Below are 24,551 nucleotides of genomic sequence, written 5' to 3'. Positions count from 1 at the left end.
GAGAGGCTTGGCAAAAACTTCTGAGGTATTTAGCGCTAGCTGCTCAAGACAAAATCCATAAACGCCTGATTGGCCTTAGATACATAGCGGTTACGCTTCCAGGCAAAGCCCAATTCCAAAAACATAGGCTCTTCAAAACTGATCGCACTAAGGCCAGGCTCCTGATCCGCCACACGCCGGATACAAAACCCCAACCCTTGCTGCTGTTCAATTAAATTAATCATCAAATGCGACACATTGGTTTCCACCGCAATATTCGGCATCAGATCAAGCGCGGCGGCTTTTGCCTCAATCAATTCACGCATGTAGTAACCCTCCCGGTATACCACCAAGGGTTCTGCCAAAAAGTCAGTAAAGCTAATACGTTGCTGTGAGGCTAATGGATGACTACGAGCGACGCAGGCCACGATCTCTTCCGGGGCTCCCAACGGCTTTACTTCCAGCTCGTCTGCGGCATCGTTAACATTCACCAGCGCCATATCAATCTCACCGTCCAACAGCAGCTGTTGGGCCCGACGTGTTCCCTCGCCGATGACAGAAACCGAAATTTGTGGGTATTGCTGACGAAAGGCGGCAATTTTATCCGGGAAGTAGTAACTGCCCATCAATACTGAAGTGCCCAAATTTACCCGCCCACCCTCCATGGCCTGCAACTCCGACATCTCCAGCTTTGCCTGCTCAAACTGCATCAGAATTGTTCGCGCATGCTGCAAGAGTATGCCCCCCTCTGAGGTAAGGTTGACCTTTTTATCCGCTCGGCTAAATAGCGGTAAACCAACATCCTCTTCAAGCTTGCGCACAGCAATACTGACCGCCGGCTGGGCCATATGCAGGCGGTTGGCCGCCTTGGTAAAACTGCCCTCTTCGGCCACCATTTGAAAAATCTGCAACTGACGCCTGTCCAAGCCTCACCTCACCATATCCAAAATATATCATTTACATACTTAACATATATTATATTTATTCACTCTTAATTGCTAAATTAGCCCTGTTCACACCTAAAATCACAGCAAACCATCTATCGAGGGCCCCTATGAGCAGCAACCAATGGTCTAAAGACTTTAACTGGCAAGACCCCTTCGGTCTGGATCAACAACTGACTGAAGAAGAGCGCATGGTTAGAGACACCGCTCGCCAATATGCCCAGGATAAGCTCCAACCTCGTGTCCGTCAGGCCTTCCGTGACGAACATACCGATCTAAGCATCTTCCGTGAGATGGGCGAACTGGGTTTACTCGGCTCCCCCCTGCAGGGTTATGGTTGCCCCGGTGTTAGCTATGTTAGCTACGGCCTGATTGCCCGCGAAATTGAGCGCGTGGACTCAGGTTACCGCTCCATGATGAGTGTTCAATCCAGCCTGGTGATGTATCCCATTTATGCCTATGGCAGCGAAGAGCAGAAGCAAAAGTACCTGCCCAAACTGGCCGCAGGCGAGTGGATTGGGTGCTTCGGCCTGACCGAGCCAGACCACGGCTCTGACCCGGGTAGCATGGTTACCCGCGCAAAATCAGTAGAAGGCGGCTATAGCCTGAGTGGTGCCAAAATGTGGATCACCAACTCACCGGTAGCCGATGTGTTTGTGGTCTGGGCCAAAGATGATGAAGGCGATATCCGCGGCTTTATCCTGGAAAAAGGCATGGACGGATTATCCGCACCGAAGATTGAAGGCAAGCTGGCGCTACGTGCATCCATTACCGGTGAAATTGTGATGGACGAAGTGTTCGTTCCTGCCGAAAACCTGCTGCCCAATGTGAAAGGCCTGAAGGGTCCGTTCGGCTGTTTAAACAGTGCTCGCCTGGGTATTTCCTGGGGCGCACTGGGTGCTGCAGAAGCCTGCTGGCATGCGGCGCTGGAATACACCATGGAGCGCAAACAGTTTAATCGCCCATTGGCAGCCAACCAGCTGATTCAGAAAAAGCTGGCAATTATGCAAACCGATATTTCTTTGGGCTTGCAGGGCTGTCTGCGCGCTAGCCAGTTGAAAGATAAAAATGAACTGGCCCCCGAGCTTATCTCGCTGCTAAAACGTAACTCCTGCATTAAAGCGCTGGAAGTTGCCCGTGAAGCCCGCGATATGCACGGCGGCAACGGCATCTCCGATGAGTACCCAGTAATGCGACATATGGTGAACCTGGAAGTGGTGAATACCTATGAAGGCACACAGGATGTTCACGCCTTGATTCTTGGCCGTGCACAAACCGGCATTGCAGCCTTTAGTTAATACAGGCAGATGTTATGACGACCGAGGAAAAAACAGCTGCAGCGCAAGCACCACTTAGCGGTTATCGTGTTCTCGATCTGAGTCGCATTCTGGCAGGCCCCTGGGCCGGTCAGGGGCTGGCAGACCTGGGGGCAGAAGTAATAAAAGTTGAGCGCCCTGATGTTGGTGATGACACTCGCCACTGGGGCCCTCCCTACCTGACAACACCAGAAGGTGAAGCCACCAAAGAGTCCGCCTACTATTTGTGTGCCAATCGCGGCAAGCACGGTATTACGGTAGACATTACCAGCCAAGAAGGTCAGGAAACCATTCGTAATCTGGTAAAAGATTGCGATGTACTGATTGAAAATTACAAAGTCGGAGGCCTGAAAAAATACGGCCTCGATTATTCAAGCTTGCAGGCCATTAACCCCAAACTGGTCTACTGCTCTATCACCGGTTTTGGCCAAACCGGGCCCTACCGCCACCGCGCTGGCTATGATTTTATGATTCAGGGAATGGGTGGATTGATGAGTATCACCGGAGAGAAAGATGATCTTCCCGGTGGCGGCCCGCAAAAAGTAGGCGTTGCCGTGACCGATATTTTTACCGGCCTCTATGCCACTATCGCTATTCAAGGTGCGCTACTTGAAAGACAGCGTTCCGGCTTAGGTCAACATATTGATCTGGCCTTGTTTGATGTACAGGCTGCAGTCCTGGCCAATCAAGCCAGCAATTATTTGATTGGCAAACAAGTACCCAAACGATTGGGGAATGCTCATCCTAATATCGTGCCCTACCAGGCTTTTGCCACTCAGGATGGCCATATGATTTTAGCGATAGGAAACGATCGCCAATTTCAGGCCTTTTGCGAAGTGGCCGGTGCTACTGAGTTGGCTAATGATCAGCGTTTCGCCACCAATCCGCAACGCGTGGCTCACCGTGAAGAGGTGTGCAAAAGAATCAGCGCTTTACTGCAAAGCAACACAACGGCGTTTTGGCTAGAAGCGCTTGAGCAAGTCAGTGTGCCCTGCAGCCCGATTAATACCATTGATCAGGTGCTTGAGGATCCACACCTGCGAGAACGTGGCATGGTGATTAAACAACAACACCCTCTCGCCGGAGAAATCGAACTGGTCGGCAACCCAATTAACTTTAGCCGTACACCATTATCTTTATCCAAAGCACCGCCGCTTCTTGGAGAGGATAATCATCAATAATCCTGGCATCGACGAGTTCGCTTACAAATCACGAATCCTCTCAGCTTCTCGCAGCCCGGACAGATAAGCGCCCTGCGTTGTCGCAGGGTAAGCAGAACTCGTAGCCTCCCCGGCAAAAAACAGGCGGTTATTCACGGGCTCTGCCAAGTGTTTTCGGTGCTTAGTCGTCGCCCCTACCTTGAGATAAGAATACGATCCCAAAGCATAAGGATCACTCCTCCAGCGCGTGATCTTAACCGCTTCTGGTCCAGGAATATCCTCACCATAGATTTTTCGAAGAACCGCCATGGCCTCATCAGTAATTGCCTGATCGGATTTTGACTCAATGGTAACACCATACTCAGCGGCATTAAAACCCAGCAACACGGGCTGCTGTACATATTTATAACCGTTGAGCCATTCACTGAAATGCCCTTCTTCCTCGCTGACATATTGAATGATGTTGCGCTCAATATCCCTATGCCAAAATACATGGGGAAACGTTAACCAGACTTTGTTTAACACCCCCATGCCCAACTTTTCTATGGCTTGAAGTTTCTTATCTGGCAGCGACGGTGAAAATTCAATACGCCCAGCCTTAAGCACACCAAGAGGAACCGTGACCACTACCCGATCACCACGGAACTCACCTGCACTCGAATAAACCACCACCCCTTTTGCATCGTATTTAATTTTCGATACCACAGCCTCAGTATGGATAACCAGAGATTGCGCCAAGTAGTCAGTAATCGCATCATAACCTTGCGGGAATAACACATCGCCTCCCTTCTGGCTTTTACCTTCATCCAAAGCCTCGACAGACAGTTTCTCAGGGCTGGCCGCAAATTCGTGCTCTACCTCAGTATTCACCATAAAGTTCAACTGTGCAGAAGTCAGAAAATCCAGATCACCTTCGCTTTGGGCATCATCAATCAAGGTTTGCAGCGATGCGTTAGGCTCCCTTCGCAAGTACCACGCCAAATAATCTTCCATCGTGGACATAAAACGCTCAGCGTTTTTATCTGGCAAACCCTCGCCACTACCATCGCTTTTATAGTTAGACGCATGGTCGTAGTCGAAGATCGGAGACAGAGGCGCTTTAGCCTTCTCAGCCAGAGCGGCGATGGGATTCTTTTTAATCCCGTGAATCCAGCTTGCCCCCATATCCATAGCAACACCAGAACTGCGTTCAGTCCATATGCGGCCGCCAATACGATCTCTTGCCTCTAGCAGCACAACATCGTAACCGGAGGACTGTAGTGAATTGGCAGCTCCCAAACCTGCTATGCCTGCCCCCACCACAATGACACGTTCATTTTCCTTGGCCATGACCGGTCCCCCTGCTAAACCGCCCAATATCAGAATTACTATCAAGCGTATAATATTGACTGAATCCATTAAGTCTCCAGAACGTTGTTTGCGGCAAACACGTATAGCATTTCCAACGCAAGCGTTGCACCCGCCAGCGATGTTATCTCGGCATGGTCATAGGCTGGCGCCACTTCCATCAAATCCATAGCTACTATATTCAACCCTTGTAATGCACGCAAAATCTGTAGCGCTTTGTCCGAGGTTAAACCTCCCACCACAGGGGTTCCAGTACCAGGGGCATAGGCCGGATCCAGGCAGTCAATATCAAAACTCAGATAGACAGCCCTATCCCCTACCCGAGCACGGATACGGTCAACGATGTCTTCAACTGAATGATTGTTGGCCCAGGCTGCATCAACAACATCAAAACCATGATCCTCATCCATATACTCCGTACGTATACCTACCTGAATACTGTTTTCAGGAACAATAAGCGCTTCTCTGGGCGCATGGTAAAACATGGAACCATGGTTATAGGCCAGATCACTTTGCTCAGTATCGGTATGGGCATCAAAATGAATCAACGCTAACGGGCCATGATGTTTAGCTGCTGCACGTAACAGCGGTAAGGTAATAAAATGGTCACCGCCGAAAGTCAGCAGGGTTTTACCTGCCGCCATAATATTACTGGCTTCTGCAGTAACCAGCTCAAGCATGCTATTACTGTCACCATCGTCAAAATTCAGATCACCGTAATCGATAACCCGCAATTTATCCGCTAGTGAAAACTGCCAGGGCCAGCGCTTTTCCTCCCAGCGCAATTGCGCCGAAGCCTGGCGAATACCGGTGGGCCCAAAGCGTGTACCTGATCGGCCACTGGTGGCGAGATCATAGGGTACCCCCATCACTACCGCATCAACCTGATCGCTCAGGTCACGGCTTAGAGGCAGCCCCATATAGGTAAAAATATTGGCGTAGGTGTTGGCATCGCTGCCAAAAAGATTGGATGCAGACACGAGCGTCTCCTCATTCATTTTTCGAAAAAACGTAAACGTTTCGAGAAATGCACAGTAGAGTGCTCTCGCAGCGGGATTCCCGTACCCGCTACGGACGTCAAGGTTTTATGTCGTGATGTTTGCGACTATTTGCTACTAGCGGGACGGAGCCTACACAAAACCGAACAATGAATCAATTTTAAGGGGCGCTATTTCGGCAAATACTGTCCGAGAACCCGTAAAAGCGACTGGCTAAACCAGGTAAATGCTAATTCTTGTTGACCACCCGCTTTGATAAATTCAAAACGCGCAACATCAAAACTGTAGGTAAACATACCTAACTGATGCGCGGTCTCTTCATCACAGGTTAATCCAGCAGCCAGAAAGATTTCAGCCAATAACTCTCCCATGGCTTTACTATGTTCAGCATCAATTTCCTGTAACTCAGCATACAGGCCCATGGCTTTCAGCAACTCAGATTCGATCAGTGAATCTTCATGGGGATTTCCTGGCCTGCCGTACACTGAGACAAACAGCTCCTCCAGCAAAGTCTCCAAATCAACTTCAGAGGCTCGAAGGATAAGCGGACGAATCTCATCTTTTACGGATTCCAACCAATCCTGATACAACCGATAAAGAATGGCCTGCTTGTTCGGAAAGTACTGGTACAAGCTGCCGACGGACATGCCCGCAGTCTTGGCAATATGGTTATTGGTTAATTTTTCCAACCCATCAGAGATCAACAGCTGTTTGGCCGCCGTCAAAATCTGGTTAACCTTCTGCTTTGATCGCTCCTGACTAGGCGCCTTGCGGGGCGCAATCTTGCGTTGTTTGTTCACTGTCTGCTCAGCCATAACTCTTCAAATACCAACTCCAACTAATACGGGCACTATACCTACCCTTCAGCCCCTTACCAAACCATCCTAACACAAAATGCGATTAATTAGTTGCATTTAACCCAAAACCCCGATAGCCTATTTTTGCGACTAATTAATCGCATTAATAAATACTCATAAAAATAAACATCGATATAACCTTTTGAGGAAGAGAGAAATGAGACTAGCCCCAAATAGGCTTGCGCTGGCTATCGCCCTGGCGACATCACCGCTCTATAGCCACGCCAACGAGAGTGACTTTGAAGGTTTTGCCATTGAAGAAGTGGTGGTTACCGCCCAGAAACGTGAACAGAGCCTGCAGGATGTCCCCATTGCCGTAACCGCTCTGAGTGGCGATTTCCTGCAGCAGACCGGCAGCGTTAACCTGTCCGATGTAGCCAACGTCACCCCCGGCCTGAATATCAGTAACACCCAGTCTGAAGGCGGTGGTGGTATTACCATGCGCGGCATTGGCTCCAATGACTTCGGTTACAGCTCTGACCCGAGTATTCCGGTGTACCTGGATGGCGTATATATGGGTAGTGGTGCAGCCCTCGTCGGCGACCTGATGGATGTTGCACAAATTGAAGTACTGAAAGGCCCACAGGGAACCCTGTTCGGCCGTAACGCCGTGGGTGGAGCCGTGAGTGTAACTACCACGCGCCCCGGTAATGATGTTGAAGGCCAGGTAAGAATAGGCGGCGGTAATTACGGCCTGCGTACCGTTAAAGGTATGGCCAACCTGCCACTGATCGAAGACGAACTTTATCTGCGCGTAAGCGGTAGCACCCGCAATCGTGATGGCTGGCAGGAAAATGTCAGTACCGGCGAACGAGATGGTTACGAGCAAGATCGCTGGAACGGTCGAGTTAAATTACTCTGGACACCGACTGATGAATTGGAAATTGAACTGACCAGCGATTGGCAACACGAGCAGGATCATGCGGGTTACTTCAATGTACTAGGCGGTGCTGCTGTCGACAGCCTTAATGGTTTGGGCCTACTCTCTCCAGCCGCGCTGGATGCCAAAGGTAAAACCGCTAGCGCGGGTAATGCATTTTTTGATGGCGCCAGTATTGTTGGCCCCGATGGTTCAGGCGTCGATCATGAACTAGACCGCAAAGTACGTGGTAATGCATTAAAAGTAACCTGGGACATCAACGAAGATCTGACCCTGACTTCAATCACCTCTTACCGTGAACTTAAATCAGCGATATCTGAAGATAACGATGGTACAGAATACCTGGTATTAAATGTCCGTAGCTTTTTGGCTAATGAAGAGTATAGCCAGGAGTTTCGTCTCAATGGCAGCAGTGACAAACTGGACTGGTTTGTCGGTGTTAGCGCCTACCGTTCAGATGTAGACGGTCAGGTCAACGACTCCTTTGGTGCTATATTCAACGGCGCGCCATTTGATGAAACTGCTATCGTACATGGCCAAACCGAAAGCTACGCCCTCTTCGGTGATGCTATCTATGCGTTAAATGACACCACCAATATTACCTTTGGTTTACGTGCCTCCTACGACACCAAAAGCCAGGAAATCAAAAACCCGCAAGCCTTCGGTTTACTGTTTGCCAGCCCAAATCAACTCCTCGGTGCCGACGGTAACCCTGATCCGAGCCTCGCTAAAAGCCGTGAAAACTGGGACGATATTTCTCCGCGTTTAGTGGTAGATCATCAGATCTCTGAAGACGTTATGGTGTTTGCCGGCGTAAGCCAGGGTTATAAATCCGGTGGCTTTAACAGCTTCCCAACGGTGGATATTGACGCGCTGTCTCCAACCTATGGCTTTGTCCCCTTTGGTTCAACCGAGCCGTTTGATGAAGAGAAAATCACAAACTATGAAGCCGGCTTTAAATCCACACTTATGGATGGCCGCCTGCGTTTAAATGGCTCGGTCTATTACTACGACTTCGAAGACCTGCAATTTCTGGTGGGTAACGGCACTACCATTACCGCTCAAAACGCTGGTAGCGCAACCGGTAAAGGGATCGACATTGAAGCTATGTTCCTGATTACCGAAAACCTCTCCATCAGTGCCAACATGGGCTGGCTGGACTCAGAATACGGTGATGATGTGATTGACAGTGATGGCTCAGTGATTGTGTCTGACGGCCAGGATCTGGCGAATGCCCCAAGTTTCTCTGGCAATCTGGGTATCGATTATCTGTTGCCACTGGGCGATATGGGCGAGCTGCGTACTCACCTGAACTACGCCTACACCGGTGATCAAACCCACAACGGCTCGAAAACCGACAAGATCTATGAAGAAGATGGCTACGGACTATTAAGCGCCCGCATTAGCTGGATGTCCGCTGATGAGCAATGGGAACTGGCAGCTTGGGGCACCAACCTGACCAACGAAGACACCATCGAAAGCTTTGGCGGTGTTACCGATGACTTTGGGTTTGTCTCGGTACGTCGCGGTGAACCTCGTATGTATGGGGTTGAACTCTCTTACACCTACTAAACAACTTATCTCGCTGCTCTCCTCTCCGTAAGCAACAGCTCTCTGGAGAAACTGGGGATCCCGCAAGGGATCCCACTTTTTCGTCAAACAAAGCAATCGTTACAGGTCTAATATGAAACTCCCTGCAATATTATCCGCCTCATTGATTTCTTCATCACTGCTACTACAAGGCTGTAGTGATACTCCGGTACCCGTAAAACAAGTAGCACCGAGCCAGGTTCTCTATAGCAATGCTCGAATCTACACTCAGGATAAAGAACAGCCATGGGCAGATGCCATGGTCGTTGAAGATAATACGATTGTATTTGTAGGTAACAACACTGACGCTATCAACTATATAAGCACACATCCGGTTGCTGGAACACAAAGCATAAACCTCAACGGAGATGTGGTACTACCCGGATTAATTGATACACATACTCACCCAGGTCTTGTCGCGACCCTGGCAGAAGATGACGAAGAAGCCAGCGAAAATCATCTGCCGGTTGATTCAAAAGAATCACTATACAAGTTTCTACAAGACTATGCTGATAAACACCCGTTCAAACCCATCGTTATGTTAGGCGAATGGGACGTGAATACCTTTTTACCCGAAGGTCCCAATAAAGCCGAACTGGATAAGATTTTCCCCCTACGCCCCGTTGTTTTGCTGGACAACTCCGGTCACAGCCAATGGGCAAACTCTTCTGCTTTAAAACTATTAGGTGTAAACAAAGACACACCTGATCTTAGCCCCAATATTTCCATGTTCGCGCGTGATGAACACGGTGAACCTACTGGCTGGATCAAGGAGTTTGCCATTTTTCCGAAAATCGGCGGCATGCTGGTTCCAGGCAAAGAAGAAGTTAAAGAAGGTGTCTTGGCATTCTTAAGTTTCCTCAGTAGCCGCGGTGTTACCACCTTGTGGGATGCCGGCAACTTCAATTTCGACGATGATATCTACGAAGCTATCGCCGAACTGGATCGCGAAGGATTATTGCCCGTACGCTATGAAGGCTCTTACCATATATTTGATCCCAAGCAGATAGATATTGCCGCCGCAGAGTTTTTAGAGCTACGCCGTAAATACGCTGGCCACCGCTTGCAATTCAATACATTGAAAATTCATTACGATGGTGTAAACGAAATCCTCACCGGCGGTATGCTCGAACCTTACGCGATAGATCCCGACAACCGCGGCGGCATATTATTTGATGCCGAACGCTTGTCACGTTTTATGGAAGAACTCAATCAGGAAGGTATTCACCTTCACCTGCACACGGTTGGCGACTGGGCTACACGTGAAGCTCTGGATGCCGTTGAGCTTGCCCGTGGTCGTAATAACAATTCGCTAGACATTGAAATCACCCTGTCTCACCTTGAGATTGTCAGCCCCGAAGATATCCCCCGCTTTGCCGAGCTGGATGTTCACGCCAACTTCACCCCCCACTGGTTTGGCGGCACTGTATTTGGCGAAGCAGGCAAAAGAGCTCTGGGGCTGGAACGTGCCAAACGCTCACAGGTTGCTAAAGCGTTTGTTGATGCGGGCGCAAATGTCACCTTATCCAGTGACGTGGTATCTGAGCGGGAAAGCTATCGCGCCGATCCGTTTATTGGCATGCAAATGAGTGTTACCCGCAAAGAATATAACGATCCTACTGGCCCTGTTTTATCGCCTGCCAATGCCGGTTTAACGTTGGAAGACGCCCTGGCGGCCTACACCACCAATGGCGCACAGCAGCTCGGATTTGGCAATGAGTTAGGATCACTCTCGGCTGGTATGAAAGCAGATTTTGTAGTTTTGCCCCACAGTCCATTTGACATGGATATCAATCAGCTACATCAAATCACCCCCAAGGCGACGGTACTGGATGGTGTGCTTGTCAGTGGAACACTCATCAAACCACAACACATTGCCAAAAAGTAAATTGGTATCGAAAACCAGTACAGGTATAACTGCAGTGAATACATTAGCCTTCAATATCAACAAAGCCATCGCCATCACCGGCGCCTGTGCCTTGATCACCACGCTCGGTTTATCAGGCTGCACCCAAACCTTACCCGGTAAAGGCGCAGACCTGGTATTGCTGAATGGAAAAATTGATACTCAAAACTCTGACTCGCCCTGGGCAAGCGCCATAGCTATTAACGGCAAACGTATTAGCTACGTAGGGGAAAACCAATATGCACAAACACTGATTGGCCAGAATACAATAGTGATTGATCTTGATGGGCAAGTGGTACTGCCGGGTTTTATTGATACCCATGCCCACCCAGTTATGGCTGCAGGCATGAGTGATGGCTTGCAACTGAGTTTGGACGCTCAACCAGACGAACTACTTGCCACGATAGACGACTACGTTAAAGACAACCCACATACACAGGGCATAATTGGTTTTGGCTTTTCCGCAGCCGTATTTGGCCTGCAAGGACCAAACAAAGAATTGCTGGATGCTATAGAACCCAATCGGCCGGTAATTTTGGTCGATGAAGGTGGCCATAGCGCCTGGGTTAATTCAAAGGCATTGGAGCTTGCCGGCATTGATCGCAACACGCCAGATCCGGTTCCCGGCACCCATTATTTCCAGCGCGACAGTGATGGTAACCCTACGGGTTGGTGTCTTGAAGCCATGACCTTTTTCCCCATGATTGCCAAGCTGCAACTGGTTGATACCCAAAAAATCATTACGGGTTCTTCCGACCTTTTCGCATTGTTTAGCGCCTTCGGGATTACCACTGTTTATGATGCGGGCTTCTCTTCATTCGCAGATACTGCCTATGAAGCCGTCGACCAGCTTGCCAAAGAAGACAAACTGCCCTTCCGCCTGGTGACCTCCCATATGATCCAATCACCTGCTCACCTGGTTGATGCCATCGATAAACTGAGCGCTTACCAACAGCGCTACAGCTCTGAGCTGGTGATGCCGCGGGTGATGAAAATCCATAATGATGGCACCAAAGAAGCACGCACTGCCGGTCAATTTGAAGCCTACGCAGATAATCCAGACAACTTTGGCAGCCTTCTACTGGAGGGCAAGCTTCTCTATGACTTTGTCCAAGATGTCGATAAAGCCGGGTTTGATATTCACATTCACGCGATTGGTGATAAAGCGGTACATGAAGCGCTTAATGCATTTGAACAGGCTAAGGCCGCAAATCCAGATTCCAGTAACCGATATTCTATCGCCCACACCGAACTGGTCATTGATAAAGACCTAACAAGGTTTGCGGCAAACAACGTTATTGCACAAACGACGCCTTACTGGTTTGAACCACACGGCGAAGCTGCCTTAGGTAAAGAACGAGCCAATAAACTGTTTCGCTTTCGCCAAATCCTGGACAGTGGTGCCAAAGTCACCTTTGGCAGTGATTTTCCCGCTACCGGTAGCCTTATAGGTCTATCACCGATTATCAATATGGAAATGGGTCAAACTCGTCGATTCCCTCAATCAGATAAAACAAGCAGTGCAGGCCCTCAAAAAACCCTAACGCTTGAGGAAATGATTCGGGGATACACTATCGATGCCGCCTACCAGCTGAATATGGAAACGGATATAGGCTCGCTGGAACAGGGCAAGTTGGCAGATCTTGTTGTGATCAACAAGAATGTATTTGAGCTCGATGAGGATCAGATTCACACCGCCAAAGTAGCGATGACCATGATGAACGGCGAAATTGTGTATCAGCGCAATTGGAAGAGCTATTTGGTCGAATGGGCGCTAGACCTCTAATATCAATAAAAGGGCTGCGGAGAAGATAAAACCCGAAGCCCTACTGATAATACCTTCACTTAAGGCTTGAGAGGGAAACCCATCCACTCAACCAGCTTTAACCAGGGTATACGCCATCCACCTTTTTCATCGCAGGTATCCATGGCGTACATGGTAAGTTTGGCACCAATCCAGCGAAACGGCTCGGGGGGAATATAGCTGGGAACCGTTCTCGCAAACGTCAGCTTTCGCTCTGGAATATCTTCATCATCCAATATAGCGACAGCAACTCGACTGGCAAACCGTGTGGCCGTGACACCAAAGCCGGAATAACCGCCAGCATAAATCATGTCACCATTGTGGAAATGTTGATAGTGAACCGCCATACGCGTTGTCAGTGCGATGGGGCCACTCCAGGCGTGGGAGATTTTAATGCCCGCCAACGCTGGCAGCGTTTTATAGAGGGTTTGCACCAGGCGATAATAAGGCTCCGGCGTTTTATCAAACGCAGGATCGGTATTGTTATTGAAGAAATACCCCAAACGCCCGCCAAACAGTACGCGGTTGTCTGCCGTTAAGCGCATATAATTAAGTTGCGTGCGGGTGTCGTAAATACCCTGACGGTTTTTCCAACCGAGCGCATCCAGTTGCGCCTGAGACAGGGGTTCCGTCATCACAATACGATCGCGAATTGCCGAAACACGTCGACTGATGACCTTCTTGTGTTTGGTAAATGCATTGGTTGCCAGCAATACCTTATTGGCTGTAATTTTCGCCTGCGGCGTTGTCACTACCAGGCCTTGGTTTGTTTTCTTGCTGTTTTGCATTGGGGTATTGTCATAGAAGACAACCCCTAACGATTGCGCAGCACGCTTCAAGCCCCAGGCCAATTTGGCTGGATGCACAGTACCGCTACGCTTCTTTGACCACAAACCACCCTCAAACAAAGGGCTGTTAATTTCTTTCTGGACCTCTTCGCGATTTAACAGGTGGGCATCATGACCAAACTTATCGTAGAGTTTGTATTCTTTCTCGATATCTTCAATACCCTGCTTACCAACGGCAACGGTTAACTCACCGCCCCATTCAAGATCGCAGTCAATATTGTACTTTTCGATATGCGCCTTAAAACCATCCATATTCTCCTTGCCCAGTTCTTCCAGCTCGTCCATTTCCGGCTTGAACAAGCGGTAAGAATTCTCCATGCCATGCATCAACGAGGTGGACAGGATCGCACCGGGTCGGCCGGTGGCTCCATTGGCAATTTCCCCGGCTTCGATCACAACGATGTTACGCTGAGGGTTTTTCTCTTTGCTCTGCAAGGCAGCCCACAAGCCGGTAAACCCGCTACCCACAATCAACAGATCACAGGTGATATCTTCCGTTAATGTCGGTGAAGCCTGCGGCCGTGCAGGATTATCCGACCAGTAAGGGGTAAACTTGGTCGACGTTAATGCCGCTTGGATTTCTGATAAATCTTGACTCATGAGGACTCCAGCCAAATTAGACACTTAACCCAGTAGTTAAGTTAAGTATAAAAGCCCCCACTGAAAGCGAAATCACCTTATAGGGGGATCAACAATTCAGCTGAGTCTCATTTTTTTGCGTCTCAGCATAACGTATTGCCAACTCACCGATTAACAGGGCAAATAGAGTACCTATCAATACAGGCCACTGAACGCCCTCGCCCGGCACATAGATAAACAGGGTAATACTCAGTATCAAAATCGCGATACACACGACGGCTAGTAAACTGGCGAAGGTGTTGTTACCGGGAATCTTATAGGGACGGTAATGCTCCCCATCGCGTAAGCGCAGTTTGATAAAGGCCAGTAACATGCCGACATAAGGTAAGAGAAAGATAACCCCACTAAAGGCAAATAAAGACCAAAACAAATCTTCATTGGAGTCGACCAGGAAGCCATAGAGTATAAGGATAACCGTGCTACTCACCCCCATAATAATGGAAGCCCCTACCGGTGTTTGCTTCTTGCTTTCAACACCGAAGACCCTTGGCAACTCGCCCTCAATAGCGGCCTCCGCGGCTGCCCGATTACCACCCATCGCCCAGGTAACACCGTTAGAGAAGAAGGTGTATAACGCCATTACACCCAAAGCTATAACAAACGTATTACCCAGCGTCGAGCCGCCGAAGAATAACATCAAGGTATCGATCAGCCCTTCCAGCAGGTCAATGTCACCGGCCGGCAATGCCGCCAAAATAGATACCGTACCCAAGACATAAAGGACAAAAATGATAATGCCGGACAGCAATATGGAACTGGGAATATCGCGGCCAGGATTCTTCATATTGTTGGCACTGGCACTGACCAGCTCAAATCCCAACATGCCGTAAATGATGGCCGGTATAAACTGTAGGCTGCCGACCCAATCCGGGGCCATGCTGTCAAGATTAATGGGGTTTGCCATGCCGTGTTCACTGACGTAGTCATAGGCCCCATAAGATATGGTAATAAAAACAACCATTTTAAAAATAGCACCGATATTAGGCACCCATTTGCCGATATCCAGCGCCATAACATTCACCCCAACAGATATCCACGCCAACAAGATGCCCATAATGATCTGGTCAGTGGCATCCATTGATGGAAAAAACAGTTGCTTAAAAACACCGGCAAACATGATATAGATGGCTGGCATCCAGATGGCTACATTCACCCAGTAACTCCAACTGATACGGGATCCCCAGCGACCACCAAAGGCATTCCTTACCCATGCATAAATACCGCCATGCTCAGGGTAAGCACAACCCATTTCGGCGCAGATCATGGCCATTGGCAGGTAGAACAAAACGCCCAGACACAACCACCAGAAGATACTGGAAGGCCCCAGGGATGCCGACGCGGTCAAGGTATCCAGCAGCAGAATCGCCGATACGCTATACAGCACTATATCTTTCTTGCCGATAATCTTTTCATCGACACCCGGTAACTGCGCTGTACTCTCATTCATGGCTATGCCTCGTTATTTTTTTGCGCCTATCGTGTCAGTCTATAATGGGGAGTAAAGCAGACCTATCCCCTTATCGGGGGACCCGTATTACTTGGCTTGTAGGCTGTTTTTTTGTAGTCTGGGAGAGCCATTAGCCTTCGGCTTTACATAGCAGCTACCAACAATAAGACCTGCATCGGCCATGAAAAAGACCTCACAGAACCTAGCCTGGCACCAAAGTTTAGCCTCGATCTTCAGCCGCAAGCCATGCTCAGACTCTGTTGATGAGCTTCTCCGCAGCCTTGAAAGGCTAGTCGACGGCGTTAACAGCATGGCCATACTCTATGCCCACGGTGGTGCCCCCAGAGTGACACACCATCGCCTGCTGGCCAATGAAAGCCTTAATTTGAATATCGATATGTACACAGAAGGTGCCTATCTTCTCGACCCCTTCTATTGTCATTTTATGAAGCAAAAACAGGACGGCGTATACAGCCTGCAGCAGATGGCACCCGATGGCTTCAAAGAATCGGAATACTTCAATGTGTATTACCGCAATGCCAACCAGGAAGACGAAGTCTGCTTTTTATTTACCATCAACGACTCACTGAGCGGGAGTATTTCAATCGGCCGCTCCAGCACCACCAACCCCAATCCGTTTAGCGCTGAGGAGATTCAGCGCCTTGAAGAGCGGCTACCAATCGTCAAGCTGATATATTCCCAATGGGCTGAACACTCTACTCAAGACTCTGCATCTACCCTGGTTTCACACCTTGATAACGCGCTGCAAAACTTTGGCACATCCTTACTCACGCCCAAGGAATGCGAAATTCTGCAATTCACCCTGCATGGATACTCACTCAAATCGATTGCCGAGAAACTGGATAATAGCCAGGAAACCATTAAACACCATCGCAAGAATATTTATACCAAGCTGGATATTTCTTCCCAGGCGGAACTCTTCCATTTATTTATATCCTCTTTACGCAGCATGCCGGCAAGTAGCAGTGCTGACCCGTTGAAAACCTATTCCGCATAATCCCAGATAAGCCCCACTTCGGAAAAAATGCCTTCAGGCCTTTTTATAGGCTCATATTACAAATCGCTATAATCATTTTTTTAAATGCCCCACCATTCACGTGACTGATAGGTCGCACCGAGTCACTGGCACCTTCACCACAAAAACAGTACAAAAAACCACCATCACGTTCAAACCAACCACAAACACTTGTTTGAAGACAACGACCAATCACCCCCCATCATTTAACCCCAAAAAAAATGCCTCTTTGCAACTGTAAAGAATTGTTTTAGCGTCATAAAAGTGTCGTCGATAAAAATAATTTAAAGGACACGCTTTTCTGATCTATGAGGTACCCGGAGAGAGTCCTTACCCATCCCACTATAAGAGGATCCAAAACCAACATCGTCGGCATCTGAAGTAATAACAATAAAAATACTCGGAGAGATCTACTATGTCGTTTAAATCAAGAAAGTTAGCGGTAGCAATAGGCTTAATTGCAGGCAGTTATTCTTTTGCTTCCATAGCCGAAACCGCCGATGACCTCGCCCTGGAAGAGGTTACGGTATATGCACAAAAACGTGCCCAATCTATTTTAGAAGTCCCCGTATCTGTTGCCTCCTACGATGGCGATCTGCTGGATCAAGCCCAGGTACGCGACCTAAGCGATTTACAACAGGTTGCACCCAGCCTGGTATTTAACAGCTCCACCGGCGCCACCCAATCCATTATGACCATTCGCGGTATTGGTACCGCAGGCCAGAACTCAGGCTTGGAACAGTCTGTGGGTGTGTTTATTGATGGTGTTTATCGTGGACGTCCTGGTTCTGCGCTGAATGATTTTGTGGATATTGAAGCCGTGGAAGTATTGCGCGGACCACAGGGTACACTGTTTGGTCGTAACACCTCTGCGGGTGTGATCAGCGTTCGTTCGAAAAAGCCGTCCTATGAAACCGGCGGTAATATTTCCGTAAGTGCCGGTGATTATGGCTATAAACAAATGAAAGCCAGTGCGACCGGCCCCCTGATTGATGACACCCTGGCCTACCGCATTTCGGCCACCTGGCAAGAGCGTGATGGATTTGTTGAAAATGCCGTAACTGGTAAAGAGTACAACGATAAAGACCGTACCACCGTTAGAGCGCAATTCCTGTGGGATATTGATGAAGATACCTCACTGCGTATGATGATGGACTATACCGATACTGATGAGCTGTGTTGTGCACCGGTACCCGTATTCTATGGGCCAGCAACATTGGGACTTATTGCTAACCCAGCTGCCCCATTCCCAATCAATGCTCCAGTACAGGGATATGACGCGGGTACCTATACTGCTCCTGAGCACACCTATACTGGTGGATACACTGATATCGGTGACTATAAAACTGATCGCAACGACGAATTTGCAGGTGATGACAGTATTATCGATGGCGGTATTTCTTTTGAATATGAAACAGCCCTAAGCGAGTCATTAGATTTAACTGCGATTGTTGCACACCGCTTCTTTGAAACCTCTCCTTACGGTGATGTCGACATGACAGCTGCCGATATATGGCGAGGTGGACGTGGTCAGGACATCGACGAAAACTCATTTGAACTACGACTGTCATATAGTAAAGACAATATCGACTGGACCGCAGGACTCTATTACTTCGATCAAGAAATCGATGCTACAGGTGATTTCGAATGGGGTGAAGACGGTTCAACTTATCTTGCCAACGTTGGTGCAGCTAGACTTCAAGCATTGGGAGTTGCTCCTGGCGGGAATCCCGGCGAGATAGGATTTTTGCTAAATTTTGCCAACCTATTAGATGGTGCAACCCCTGATTCCAATCTTGTTGGAACCGGCAGCCAGGAAAAAATTTCTTACGAAGCAGAAAGTCTTGCATTTTTTGGTCAGGCCACATGGCATATTAACGAAGATTTAAGCTGGACGTTCGGTCTACGCTATTCCGAGGAAGAAAAGAAAGCTGATTATGTAGTAACAAGTGACGATCCGTTCTCAACAACTGATTTGTCAGACCCAGCTTTTGCATTTGGTACAGATCCCGCCCAAAATACTTTTGCTGCACTGAGGGCTTTACAGTTACACCTTCCAGTAGGAGCATCTTCCGATAAATATGACGATGACAATGTCTCTCTGGCTACTAGTGTCAATTATGAACTATCAGAAACCATGTCCGTTTATGCTCGCTATGCTCAGGGCTATAAAGCTGGCGGCTTAAATCTAAATGGCGGTATTGGTCAATCCCCAGGCAACCCAGTTGCCAATCTGGCTAACAATGACTTTGATGCAGAAGAAACCGAATCTTTCGAGATTGGTGTTAAATCCTTCCTGCTGGATCGTACGCTGCAGCTGAATGCCACTGTGTTCTATCAAACTGTTGACGATTTCCAAACCAACTCCTTTGACGGTGTCGGCTTCACCCTGCGCAATGCTGGTGAAATCGAAGGTAAGGGTATTGAAATCGACTATATGTGGAATCCAAGTGAGAACTGGGTGCTTACCGGTGGTCTGGTACTGCAGGATATCGAATACGCTGAGTTTAGAAATGGCTCAACAACCGCTGCTCAACAAGAAGCTGCAGGTTTGATGAATCGCGCACTGGGTCTGGTTCCACCACAGGATCTAACCGGTGAAACCCCGAACTTTGTCTCCGATATCACCTATGCGGGCAGCATTACTTACCTGCATGAAATAAACAGTGATCTGATGCTGAAAACCGGTACCAGCTACCGCTTCCGCTCCGATTACACCACCGGTCAGGATAACGACGACTTTACCGAGAATGATGATTACTGGATTATCAACGCCAACATCACTCTCGAAGCCGCCGATCAATCCTGGGCTGTTGAGCTGTGGGGCAAAAACCTGACCGACGAAGAAGTGATGAATATCGCCTTCGACAGTCCTTTACAGAACGGTTCATTTAGCGCCTTTATGGATGCACCTATGACCTGGGGTGTAACCGGTCGTATGAACTTCTAAGCAATTTCTGCACGTTTACGTGTAGAACTTCCTGTTGCCGGGCCTGATTCAGGCCCGGCTTTTTTATGCCCTATAATTCACGCCGAAGGCTAATCAGTGGTCCCCTTATGGGTAACACCAACCTGTGTTAGCAAAAGCGCAGCCCCCATCAACCCAATCCCCTTCAAAAAGTGGGCTTGCTGCATTAAACGTACGGCCTCGTCCTGGGCATTTATCATCTCGTAACCGTGGCAAACAAAAGTCACAGGCATAAGAAAGATAAAAAGCAACCAGGCACCCAACCGTGGCCGCCAGTTAAAGAGGATCAACAATGCGCCCACCAACTCAACTACCCCAGATAACAGGATCAGAGGCACACCACCAGGAAAGCCCTCGGGCATCAGTGAGAGGTAATACGGGATATCAATAAAGTGTGTGACGCCCGAAATCAAGAACAGAGAGGTAAACAACACACGCGCTATTACGTTAAGCGCAATATGATTCGGCAGCTGATGTTCATTGAGCATAAAAAGTACCTGCTAGCATTTTTCCAGTTCGATTTTCTGCTTGTGCTTTTCTAACCAGGCAGCCTCTTCACCGGGCTCCGGCAGCAGATCCCCACCTTCCATAACCCATTTGGCTTCGACATCACGTGTCATCATACTTACATCAATAAATTCCAAAGCCAGGATATCAGCAACAGCTTGGCGCATACCATCCACGAGTCTAGCCTTAGCGTCATCGGTTCTACCGGAGCGAATATTGCCAAACAACTGACAAGGGCCATCAAACACATCCTCACCCAGCATAGCTTTCAAGATATGCTGCTGTTCAGGGTCAAAGAAAAATACATGTACAAATGTCTCTGGGGCACCGGTCACTTCGCAATGAATATCGGTAATAGCTTTAGCAATGCGCTCTTTATCTCCTAGAGTGATCGGCTTAAACGAGGTGCTACATAAATACAATGGCATAGTCAGTTCCTATTGGTTAGGCATTACAGAGGCAAGCACTTCGTTAATATGGCAGCCGGTTCGCTCCATCCACAAGGAGCAAAGCGCATGCAGTATTTCAACACGCCTTGACTGAATGATGGGCGGCGCCACCAAAGACACGACAGAAGATGTTGAGGGCTCACCGGCAGTCCAGCCATGTCCTTCAGGTACAACTATCCAGGTAAAAGCGATATCACTACCCAGGCTATTTGAAACCACAATATTTTTAATGCCCTCCTCCAACTGCTCAACGACATCCCGTGGAATTTGGCCTTCCTGTATATAACAAATGCAATACGTCATTACTGATCCTGCCAAGTAGGTAATTGCTGAAAATAATCAGGTTAAGGTACCCTATTCACGTTCCCTGCAGGTACTGAACGTTTTATATAGCCACACCATAAACAGGGCATAACGGTGTTTTAAAGATAGCCTTTAGGGTTATCTCGCACTATTATTTGATGGCCTATACAGAGACGACAGCGATGGACATATCAGACATTGAAATGCTTGAGACAATAGTGACCTATGGCAGTATCAACAAGGCCTCGGAGGTACTACATGTCACACAACCCACGTTAAGCAAACGTGTCGCTCGTCTGGAAACCAAGCTGGGCACACCGCTGTTCTTTAGAAGTAATAGCGGGTTAACCCCCACGGACCACACCCAATTCATCATTAACCGCTCAAAGCTGATAAAAACTGAGTTGCGGAATATAGAACGCCATATAGCCCTGCTGAACACACTGGAGGAAGGCGATTTAAAGCTGGGTATCGGCCCAATCATCGAGCAACTCTATTTTCCTCACGTCTTACAAGAACTCACCAAATCGCCAACCAGCAAACTGAACATCTATATTCGTACTGAAGCTGGCGACGACCTGGTTAACCTGCTGCGAGAAGGCGTGATTGATCTTGCTATTGGTCCATTTGATGAATGTAAAGCCAATGATGAATATGTCGTACTCCCAATCACCAGCCAACCCTTAATGATTGCCACCAGAAACTATCACCCGCTTACCGAAAAATCGCAAAACCAATCTGAAATCACACCAGAAGAGGTATTCAATTTTCCACTGATAGCTCCCCACTCCACCAAATATCTGTCACAGCTATTTCCCATATTAAAAGAGATTGGCCCCTCAAGAATTATCTTCGATAATTATTCCGTGATTAAGAGTTTCCTAAAGACATCGGATCATATCTGTATTGGCCCTGGAGCCGTTTTTCACAACGAGGTCCAGGATGAGTCATTAACGCTCTTGCCCTTACCCACATCAATCACCTGGAAAGCAGCTTGCATTACTCGCCCTGAAAGCGCCGATTTACCCATTATCAAAGCTGTTGTAGAAATCTTTCGCAATCACCCCCTCCCCTGCACATAATTAATAGGGGTCATCGGGTATGCCCTATTTAACTTCCCGGTAGGTAATACCGTTACTACGCCCTCTTGAGTCATTTGCTGTAGCTTTATCAAGCTGTAATGAAGCAAAAATAATAAACTCAGAGAGGAAGTTGACCCATGAAAAAATTCTCTTCAACAAAAACGCCATTAGCCCTGACGATTGCTGCCCTAATGTCACAAACTAGCGTAGCCAGTGACGGAATAATGTTAGAAGAAATTATCGTGACCGCTCAAAAGCGTGTAGAAAGCTTACAAGACGTTCCCATTTCTGTGGCTGCCGTCGGCGGTGAAAAGTTGGCTGAAGCTGGTATTAACAAGGTCGCCGACTTAACCGCCTACGTACCCAATATCCATATGACCGAAACCGGTCTCAGTACCCAACTGCGGGTACGTGGTATAGGCTCAGGTAACAACGCGGGTTTTGAGCAGTCTGTAGGACAATATATCGACGGAATCTATTATGGCCGCGCCCAGCTAATTCGAGCCCCTTTTCTGGATCTGGAACGCGTAGAAATCCTCCGCGGCCCACAGGGAATTTTATTCGGCAAGAATTCCATTGCTGGCGCGCTAAATATGACCACCGCCAAACCTACCGAGGAGTTTGAAGGCGAGATTCGTGCGAGCTACGAACCCGAATACGGTGTCCGCGAGCTTACAGGGGTAATCTCTGGAGCCTTGACTGACGACCTTCGCGCACGCTTGGCCTACCGTACTTACAAAGAAGACGGGTATATCGAAAATACCTTCACCGATAAGGATGAACCCAATCGTGACGAAGAAGCTGTACGCCTGACTTTGGCCTGGGATGTTAATGACGATTTGGAACTAATGCTTAAGGCAGAACGCGATACCTTTGATGTCAAAGGACGCCAAATTGAGATTATTCAGGATTCAGCTGCGTTTAAAGTCGGTGCCTTTGGTGACTTTACCGGCACAGGTTTTAACTATAGCGACATCATGGAGAACATACTGGGGCAACCGGGTTTTGATAGTGATCTAGACTATAAACGCCAAGCCAATACCGAAGACAGCAGCGATAATGAAATCTATAACTATACGCTAACCGCCAACTATACCTGGGGTGAAAATACACTAACACTGGTATCCGGTTGGACAGGTTACGAATACGATGATATTTGCGATTGTGATTACATTAGCACCAATTTCTTCTACGTACCCAGCTTCGAAGAATACGACCAGTTTAGCCAGGAAGTTCGCCTGGTTTCCCCCGGCGGCGAAACCGTTGACTGGATTGTCGGTGCCTTCTACCAGTCCAGTGACCTAAAAACAGGTACTGAACTCTTGTGGCCTGGAGATTCAGCGAGCGGTACCTTCGCCAATCAATCAAACTTGCGCCGTAATGCACAGGAAACAGATACATGGGCTGTATTTGCACAGGCTACCTGGAATATTACCGATGTGACACGTTTGACTGTCGGCGCGCGTTATACTGAAGAAGACAAAGAAGGCACCCGCACAGCCACCATCGTCGCCTCCGATAATAAAACAGAAATCACTGATGCTACGATACTCACCAATTGGAGAGTCCGTTTAGGCACAGAAAATCATGATCTTGAAGGCAATCGCTCAGAGAGCGCTTTCACGCCGACCATCAACATTCAGCACGACCTGAATCCAGATACCATGATATACGCCAGTGCATCCACCGGCTTTAAAGCTGGAGGTTTTGATTCCCGTGCAAACACCGATGCCTCCTTTGAGTTTGAAGAAGAGAAAGCGACCACCTACGAAATCGGTATAAAGACCACTTTTGCCGATGGCGCAGCAGAACTGAATGCAGCGTACTTCTATACCGAATACGACGATTTACAAGTCAGCCAGTTTGACGGCGCCGTAGGTTTCACCGTCGGTAACGCCAAGGAGACCGTCGTGCAGGGTATCGAACTGGACGGCCGCTGGGCGCTAGCCGAAGGCCTAGTGATGCGTTATGCCTTTGCTTACCTTGATCACGAATACAAGGATTACGACAACGGTAACTGCTACAACAACCAATCCGATCCCGATGGTGACGGACTGTGCGATTACACCGGCAAGTCGGGAGGCTACGCCCCCAAGAAAACCGGTAATCTGGGGTTCGACTATAACCTGATGCTAACCGATAGCCTGGAACTGCGCTCCAGTATTGATGCTCAGTACGTGGACAACCACAATGTGCACACTAACCTGGACCCGCAATACGATATCGATGCCTACACCACAGTGGATGCTCGTATAGAGATAGAATCTGAGCAATGGTCGCTGGCATTACTGGGTAAAAACCTGACCGACGAAGAAATCATCACCTTTGCTGGCAATGCCCCACTGTCCGGTCGTAACTTCGGTACCGACACCTTCTACGGGTTTGTAAAACGCCCACGTACGGTTGCCGTAGAAGCCGCCTATCGCTTCTAGGTTAAGGCCTAAAGCCGGTGACTGTCAGTCACCGGCAACTAACCACCCCTTCCTTCGTT

At 48.5% G+C, this 24,551-nt stretch carries 18 protein-coding genes; 9 read left to right on the top strand and 9 right to left on the bottom strand.

Annotated elements, in window-relative coordinates:
- Positions 1-35 precede the first annotated feature (35 nt).
- Complete coding sequence (locus ACGHZ6_RS09290; RefSeq protein WP_390618562.1) at positions 36-890, bottom strand: LysR family transcriptional regulator; 855 nt, start codon at positions 888-890, stop codon at positions 36-38.
- A gap of 143 nt (positions 891-1,033) precedes the next feature.
- Here ACGHZ6_RS09290 and ACGHZ6_RS09285 point away from each other — a divergent pair, with 143 nt between their 5' ends.
- Entirely contained in the window at positions 1,034-2,221 is a 1,188-nt protein-coding gene (locus ACGHZ6_RS09285) for an acyl-CoA dehydrogenase (protein ID WP_390618561.1), read from the top strand.
- A 14-nt stretch (positions 2,222-2,235) separates the two neighbouring features.
- The gene (locus ACGHZ6_RS09280) at positions 2,236-3,420 is read left to right on the top strand and encodes a CaiB/BaiF CoA transferase family protein (protein ID WP_390618560.1); all 1,185 of its coding nucleotides are present in this window, start codon (positions 2,236-2,238) and stop codon (positions 3,418-3,420) included.
- A gap of 21 nt (positions 3,421-3,441) precedes the next feature.
- Here the strand turns inward: ACGHZ6_RS09280 and ACGHZ6_RS09275 are convergent, their stop codons facing one another.
- From ACGHZ6_RS09275 to ACGHZ6_RS09265, 3 genes are all read right to left on the bottom strand, one after another.
- Positions 3,442-4,728 (bottom strand): flavin monoamine oxidase family protein, encoded by a 1,287-nt coding sequence (locus ACGHZ6_RS09275; RefSeq protein ID WP_390618559.1) that lies wholly within the window; start codon positions 4,726-4,728, stop codon positions 3,442-3,444.
- A gap of 68 nt (positions 4,729-4,796) precedes the next feature.
- The gene (gene speB / locus ACGHZ6_RS09270) at positions 4,797-5,726 is read right to left on the bottom strand and encodes an agmatinase (protein WP_390618558.1); all 930 of its coding nucleotides are present in this window, start codon (positions 5,724-5,726) and stop codon (positions 4,797-4,799) included.
- Between the two features lie 188 nt (positions 5,727-5,914).
- The gene (locus tag ACGHZ6_RS09265) at positions 5,915-6,559 is read right to left on the bottom strand and encodes a TetR/AcrR family transcriptional regulator (RefSeq protein ID WP_390618557.1); all 645 of its coding nucleotides are present in this window, start codon (positions 6,557-6,559) and stop codon (positions 5,915-5,917) included.
- Between the two features lie 199 nt (positions 6,560-6,758).
- On the opposite strand from ACGHZ6_RS09265, the gene ACGHZ6_RS09260 reads away from it, so the two are divergent.
- The 3 genes from ACGHZ6_RS09260 (at position 6,759) to ACGHZ6_RS09250 (ending at position 12,763) form a co-directional block, all read left to right on the top strand.
- Positions 6,759-9,053, top strand: a complete 2,295-nt coding sequence (locus ACGHZ6_RS09260) for a TonB-dependent receptor (protein ID WP_390618556.1) — start codon at positions 6,759-6,761, stop codon at positions 9,051-9,053.
- Positions 9,054-9,165: 112 nt separating this feature from the next.
- Positions 9,166-10,959, top strand: a complete 1,794-nt coding sequence (locus ACGHZ6_RS09255; RefSeq protein WP_390618555.1) for an amidohydrolase — start codon at positions 9,166-9,168, stop codon at positions 10,957-10,959.
- Between the two features lie 34 nt (positions 10,960-10,993).
- Positions 10,994-12,763 (top strand): amidohydrolase, encoded by a 1,770-nt coding sequence (locus ACGHZ6_RS09250; protein WP_390618554.1) that lies wholly within the window; start codon positions 10,994-10,996, stop codon positions 12,761-12,763.
- 59 nt (positions 12,764-12,822) lie between these two features.
- Here the strand turns inward: ACGHZ6_RS09250 and ACGHZ6_RS09245 are convergent, their stop codons facing one another.
- Positions 12,823-14,229 (bottom strand): NAD(P)/FAD-dependent oxidoreductase, encoded by a 1,407-nt coding sequence (locus ACGHZ6_RS09245; protein ID WP_390618553.1) that lies wholly within the window; start codon positions 14,227-14,229, stop codon positions 12,823-12,825.
- Positions 14,230-14,317: 88 nt separating this feature from the next.
- Positions 14,318-15,715, bottom strand: coding sequence for an APC family permease (locus tag ACGHZ6_RS09240; RefSeq protein ID WP_390618552.1), 1,398 nt, complete (start codon positions 15,713-15,715; stop codon positions 14,318-14,320).
- 181 nt (positions 15,716-15,896) lie between these two features.
- Between ACGHZ6_RS09240 and ACGHZ6_RS09235 the strand changes: the two genes are divergently transcribed.
- Positions 15,897-16,733 carry a helix-turn-helix transcriptional regulator gene (locus tag ACGHZ6_RS09235; RefSeq protein ID WP_390618551.1) on the top strand — a complete coding sequence of 279 codons (837 nt, stop codon included), beginning with the start codon at positions 15,897-15,899 and terminating at the stop codon, positions 16,731-16,733.
- Positions 16,734-17,166: 433 nt separating this feature from the next.
- Positions 17,167-19,701, top strand: coding sequence for a TonB-dependent receptor (locus ACGHZ6_RS09230; RefSeq protein WP_390618550.1), 2,535 nt, complete (start codon positions 17,167-17,169; stop codon positions 19,699-19,701).
- 89 nt (positions 19,702-19,790) lie between these two features.
- On the opposite strand, the gene ACGHZ6_RS09225 is transcribed toward ACGHZ6_RS09230, so the two are convergent.
- From ACGHZ6_RS09225 to ACGHZ6_RS09215, 3 genes are read right to left on the bottom strand one after another with little or no spacing between them, the layout of a single operon-like run.
- Complete coding sequence (locus tag ACGHZ6_RS09225) at positions 19,791-20,207, bottom strand: DoxX family membrane protein (protein WP_390618549.1); 417 nt, start codon at positions 20,205-20,207, stop codon at positions 19,791-19,793.
- Positions 20,208-20,219: 12 nt separating this feature from the next.
- Positions 20,220-20,654 carry a tautomerase family protein gene (locus ACGHZ6_RS09220; protein ID WP_390618548.1) on the bottom strand — a complete coding sequence of 145 codons (435 nt, stop codon included), beginning with the start codon at positions 20,652-20,654 and terminating at the stop codon, positions 20,220-20,222.
- 9 nt (positions 20,655-20,663) lie between these two features.
- Positions 20,664-20,978, bottom strand: coding sequence for a hypothetical protein (locus ACGHZ6_RS09215; protein WP_390618547.1), 315 nt, complete (start codon positions 20,976-20,978; stop codon positions 20,664-20,666).
- Between the two features lie 182 nt (positions 20,979-21,160).
- Between ACGHZ6_RS09215 and ACGHZ6_RS09210 the strand changes: the two genes are divergently transcribed.
- Entirely contained in the window at positions 21,161-22,060 is a 900-nt protein-coding gene (locus tag ACGHZ6_RS09210; protein WP_390618546.1) for a LysR family transcriptional regulator, read from the top strand.
- A gap of 137 nt (positions 22,061-22,197) precedes the next feature.
- Entirely contained in the window at positions 22,198-24,492 is a 2,295-nt protein-coding gene (locus tag ACGHZ6_RS09205; protein ID WP_390618545.1) for a TonB-dependent receptor, read from the top strand.
- Positions 24,493-24,551 lie beyond the last annotated feature (59 nt).

Source organism: Maricurvus nonylphenolicus, from assembly GCF_042854845.1.
Lineage (GTDB): Bacteria > Pseudomonadota > Gammaproteobacteria > Pseudomonadales > Cellvibrionaceae > Maricurvus > Maricurvus nonylphenolicus.
The sequence above is the reverse complement of the archived record's forward strand: the minus strand, read 5'-3'. Positions and strand labels throughout refer to the sequence as shown.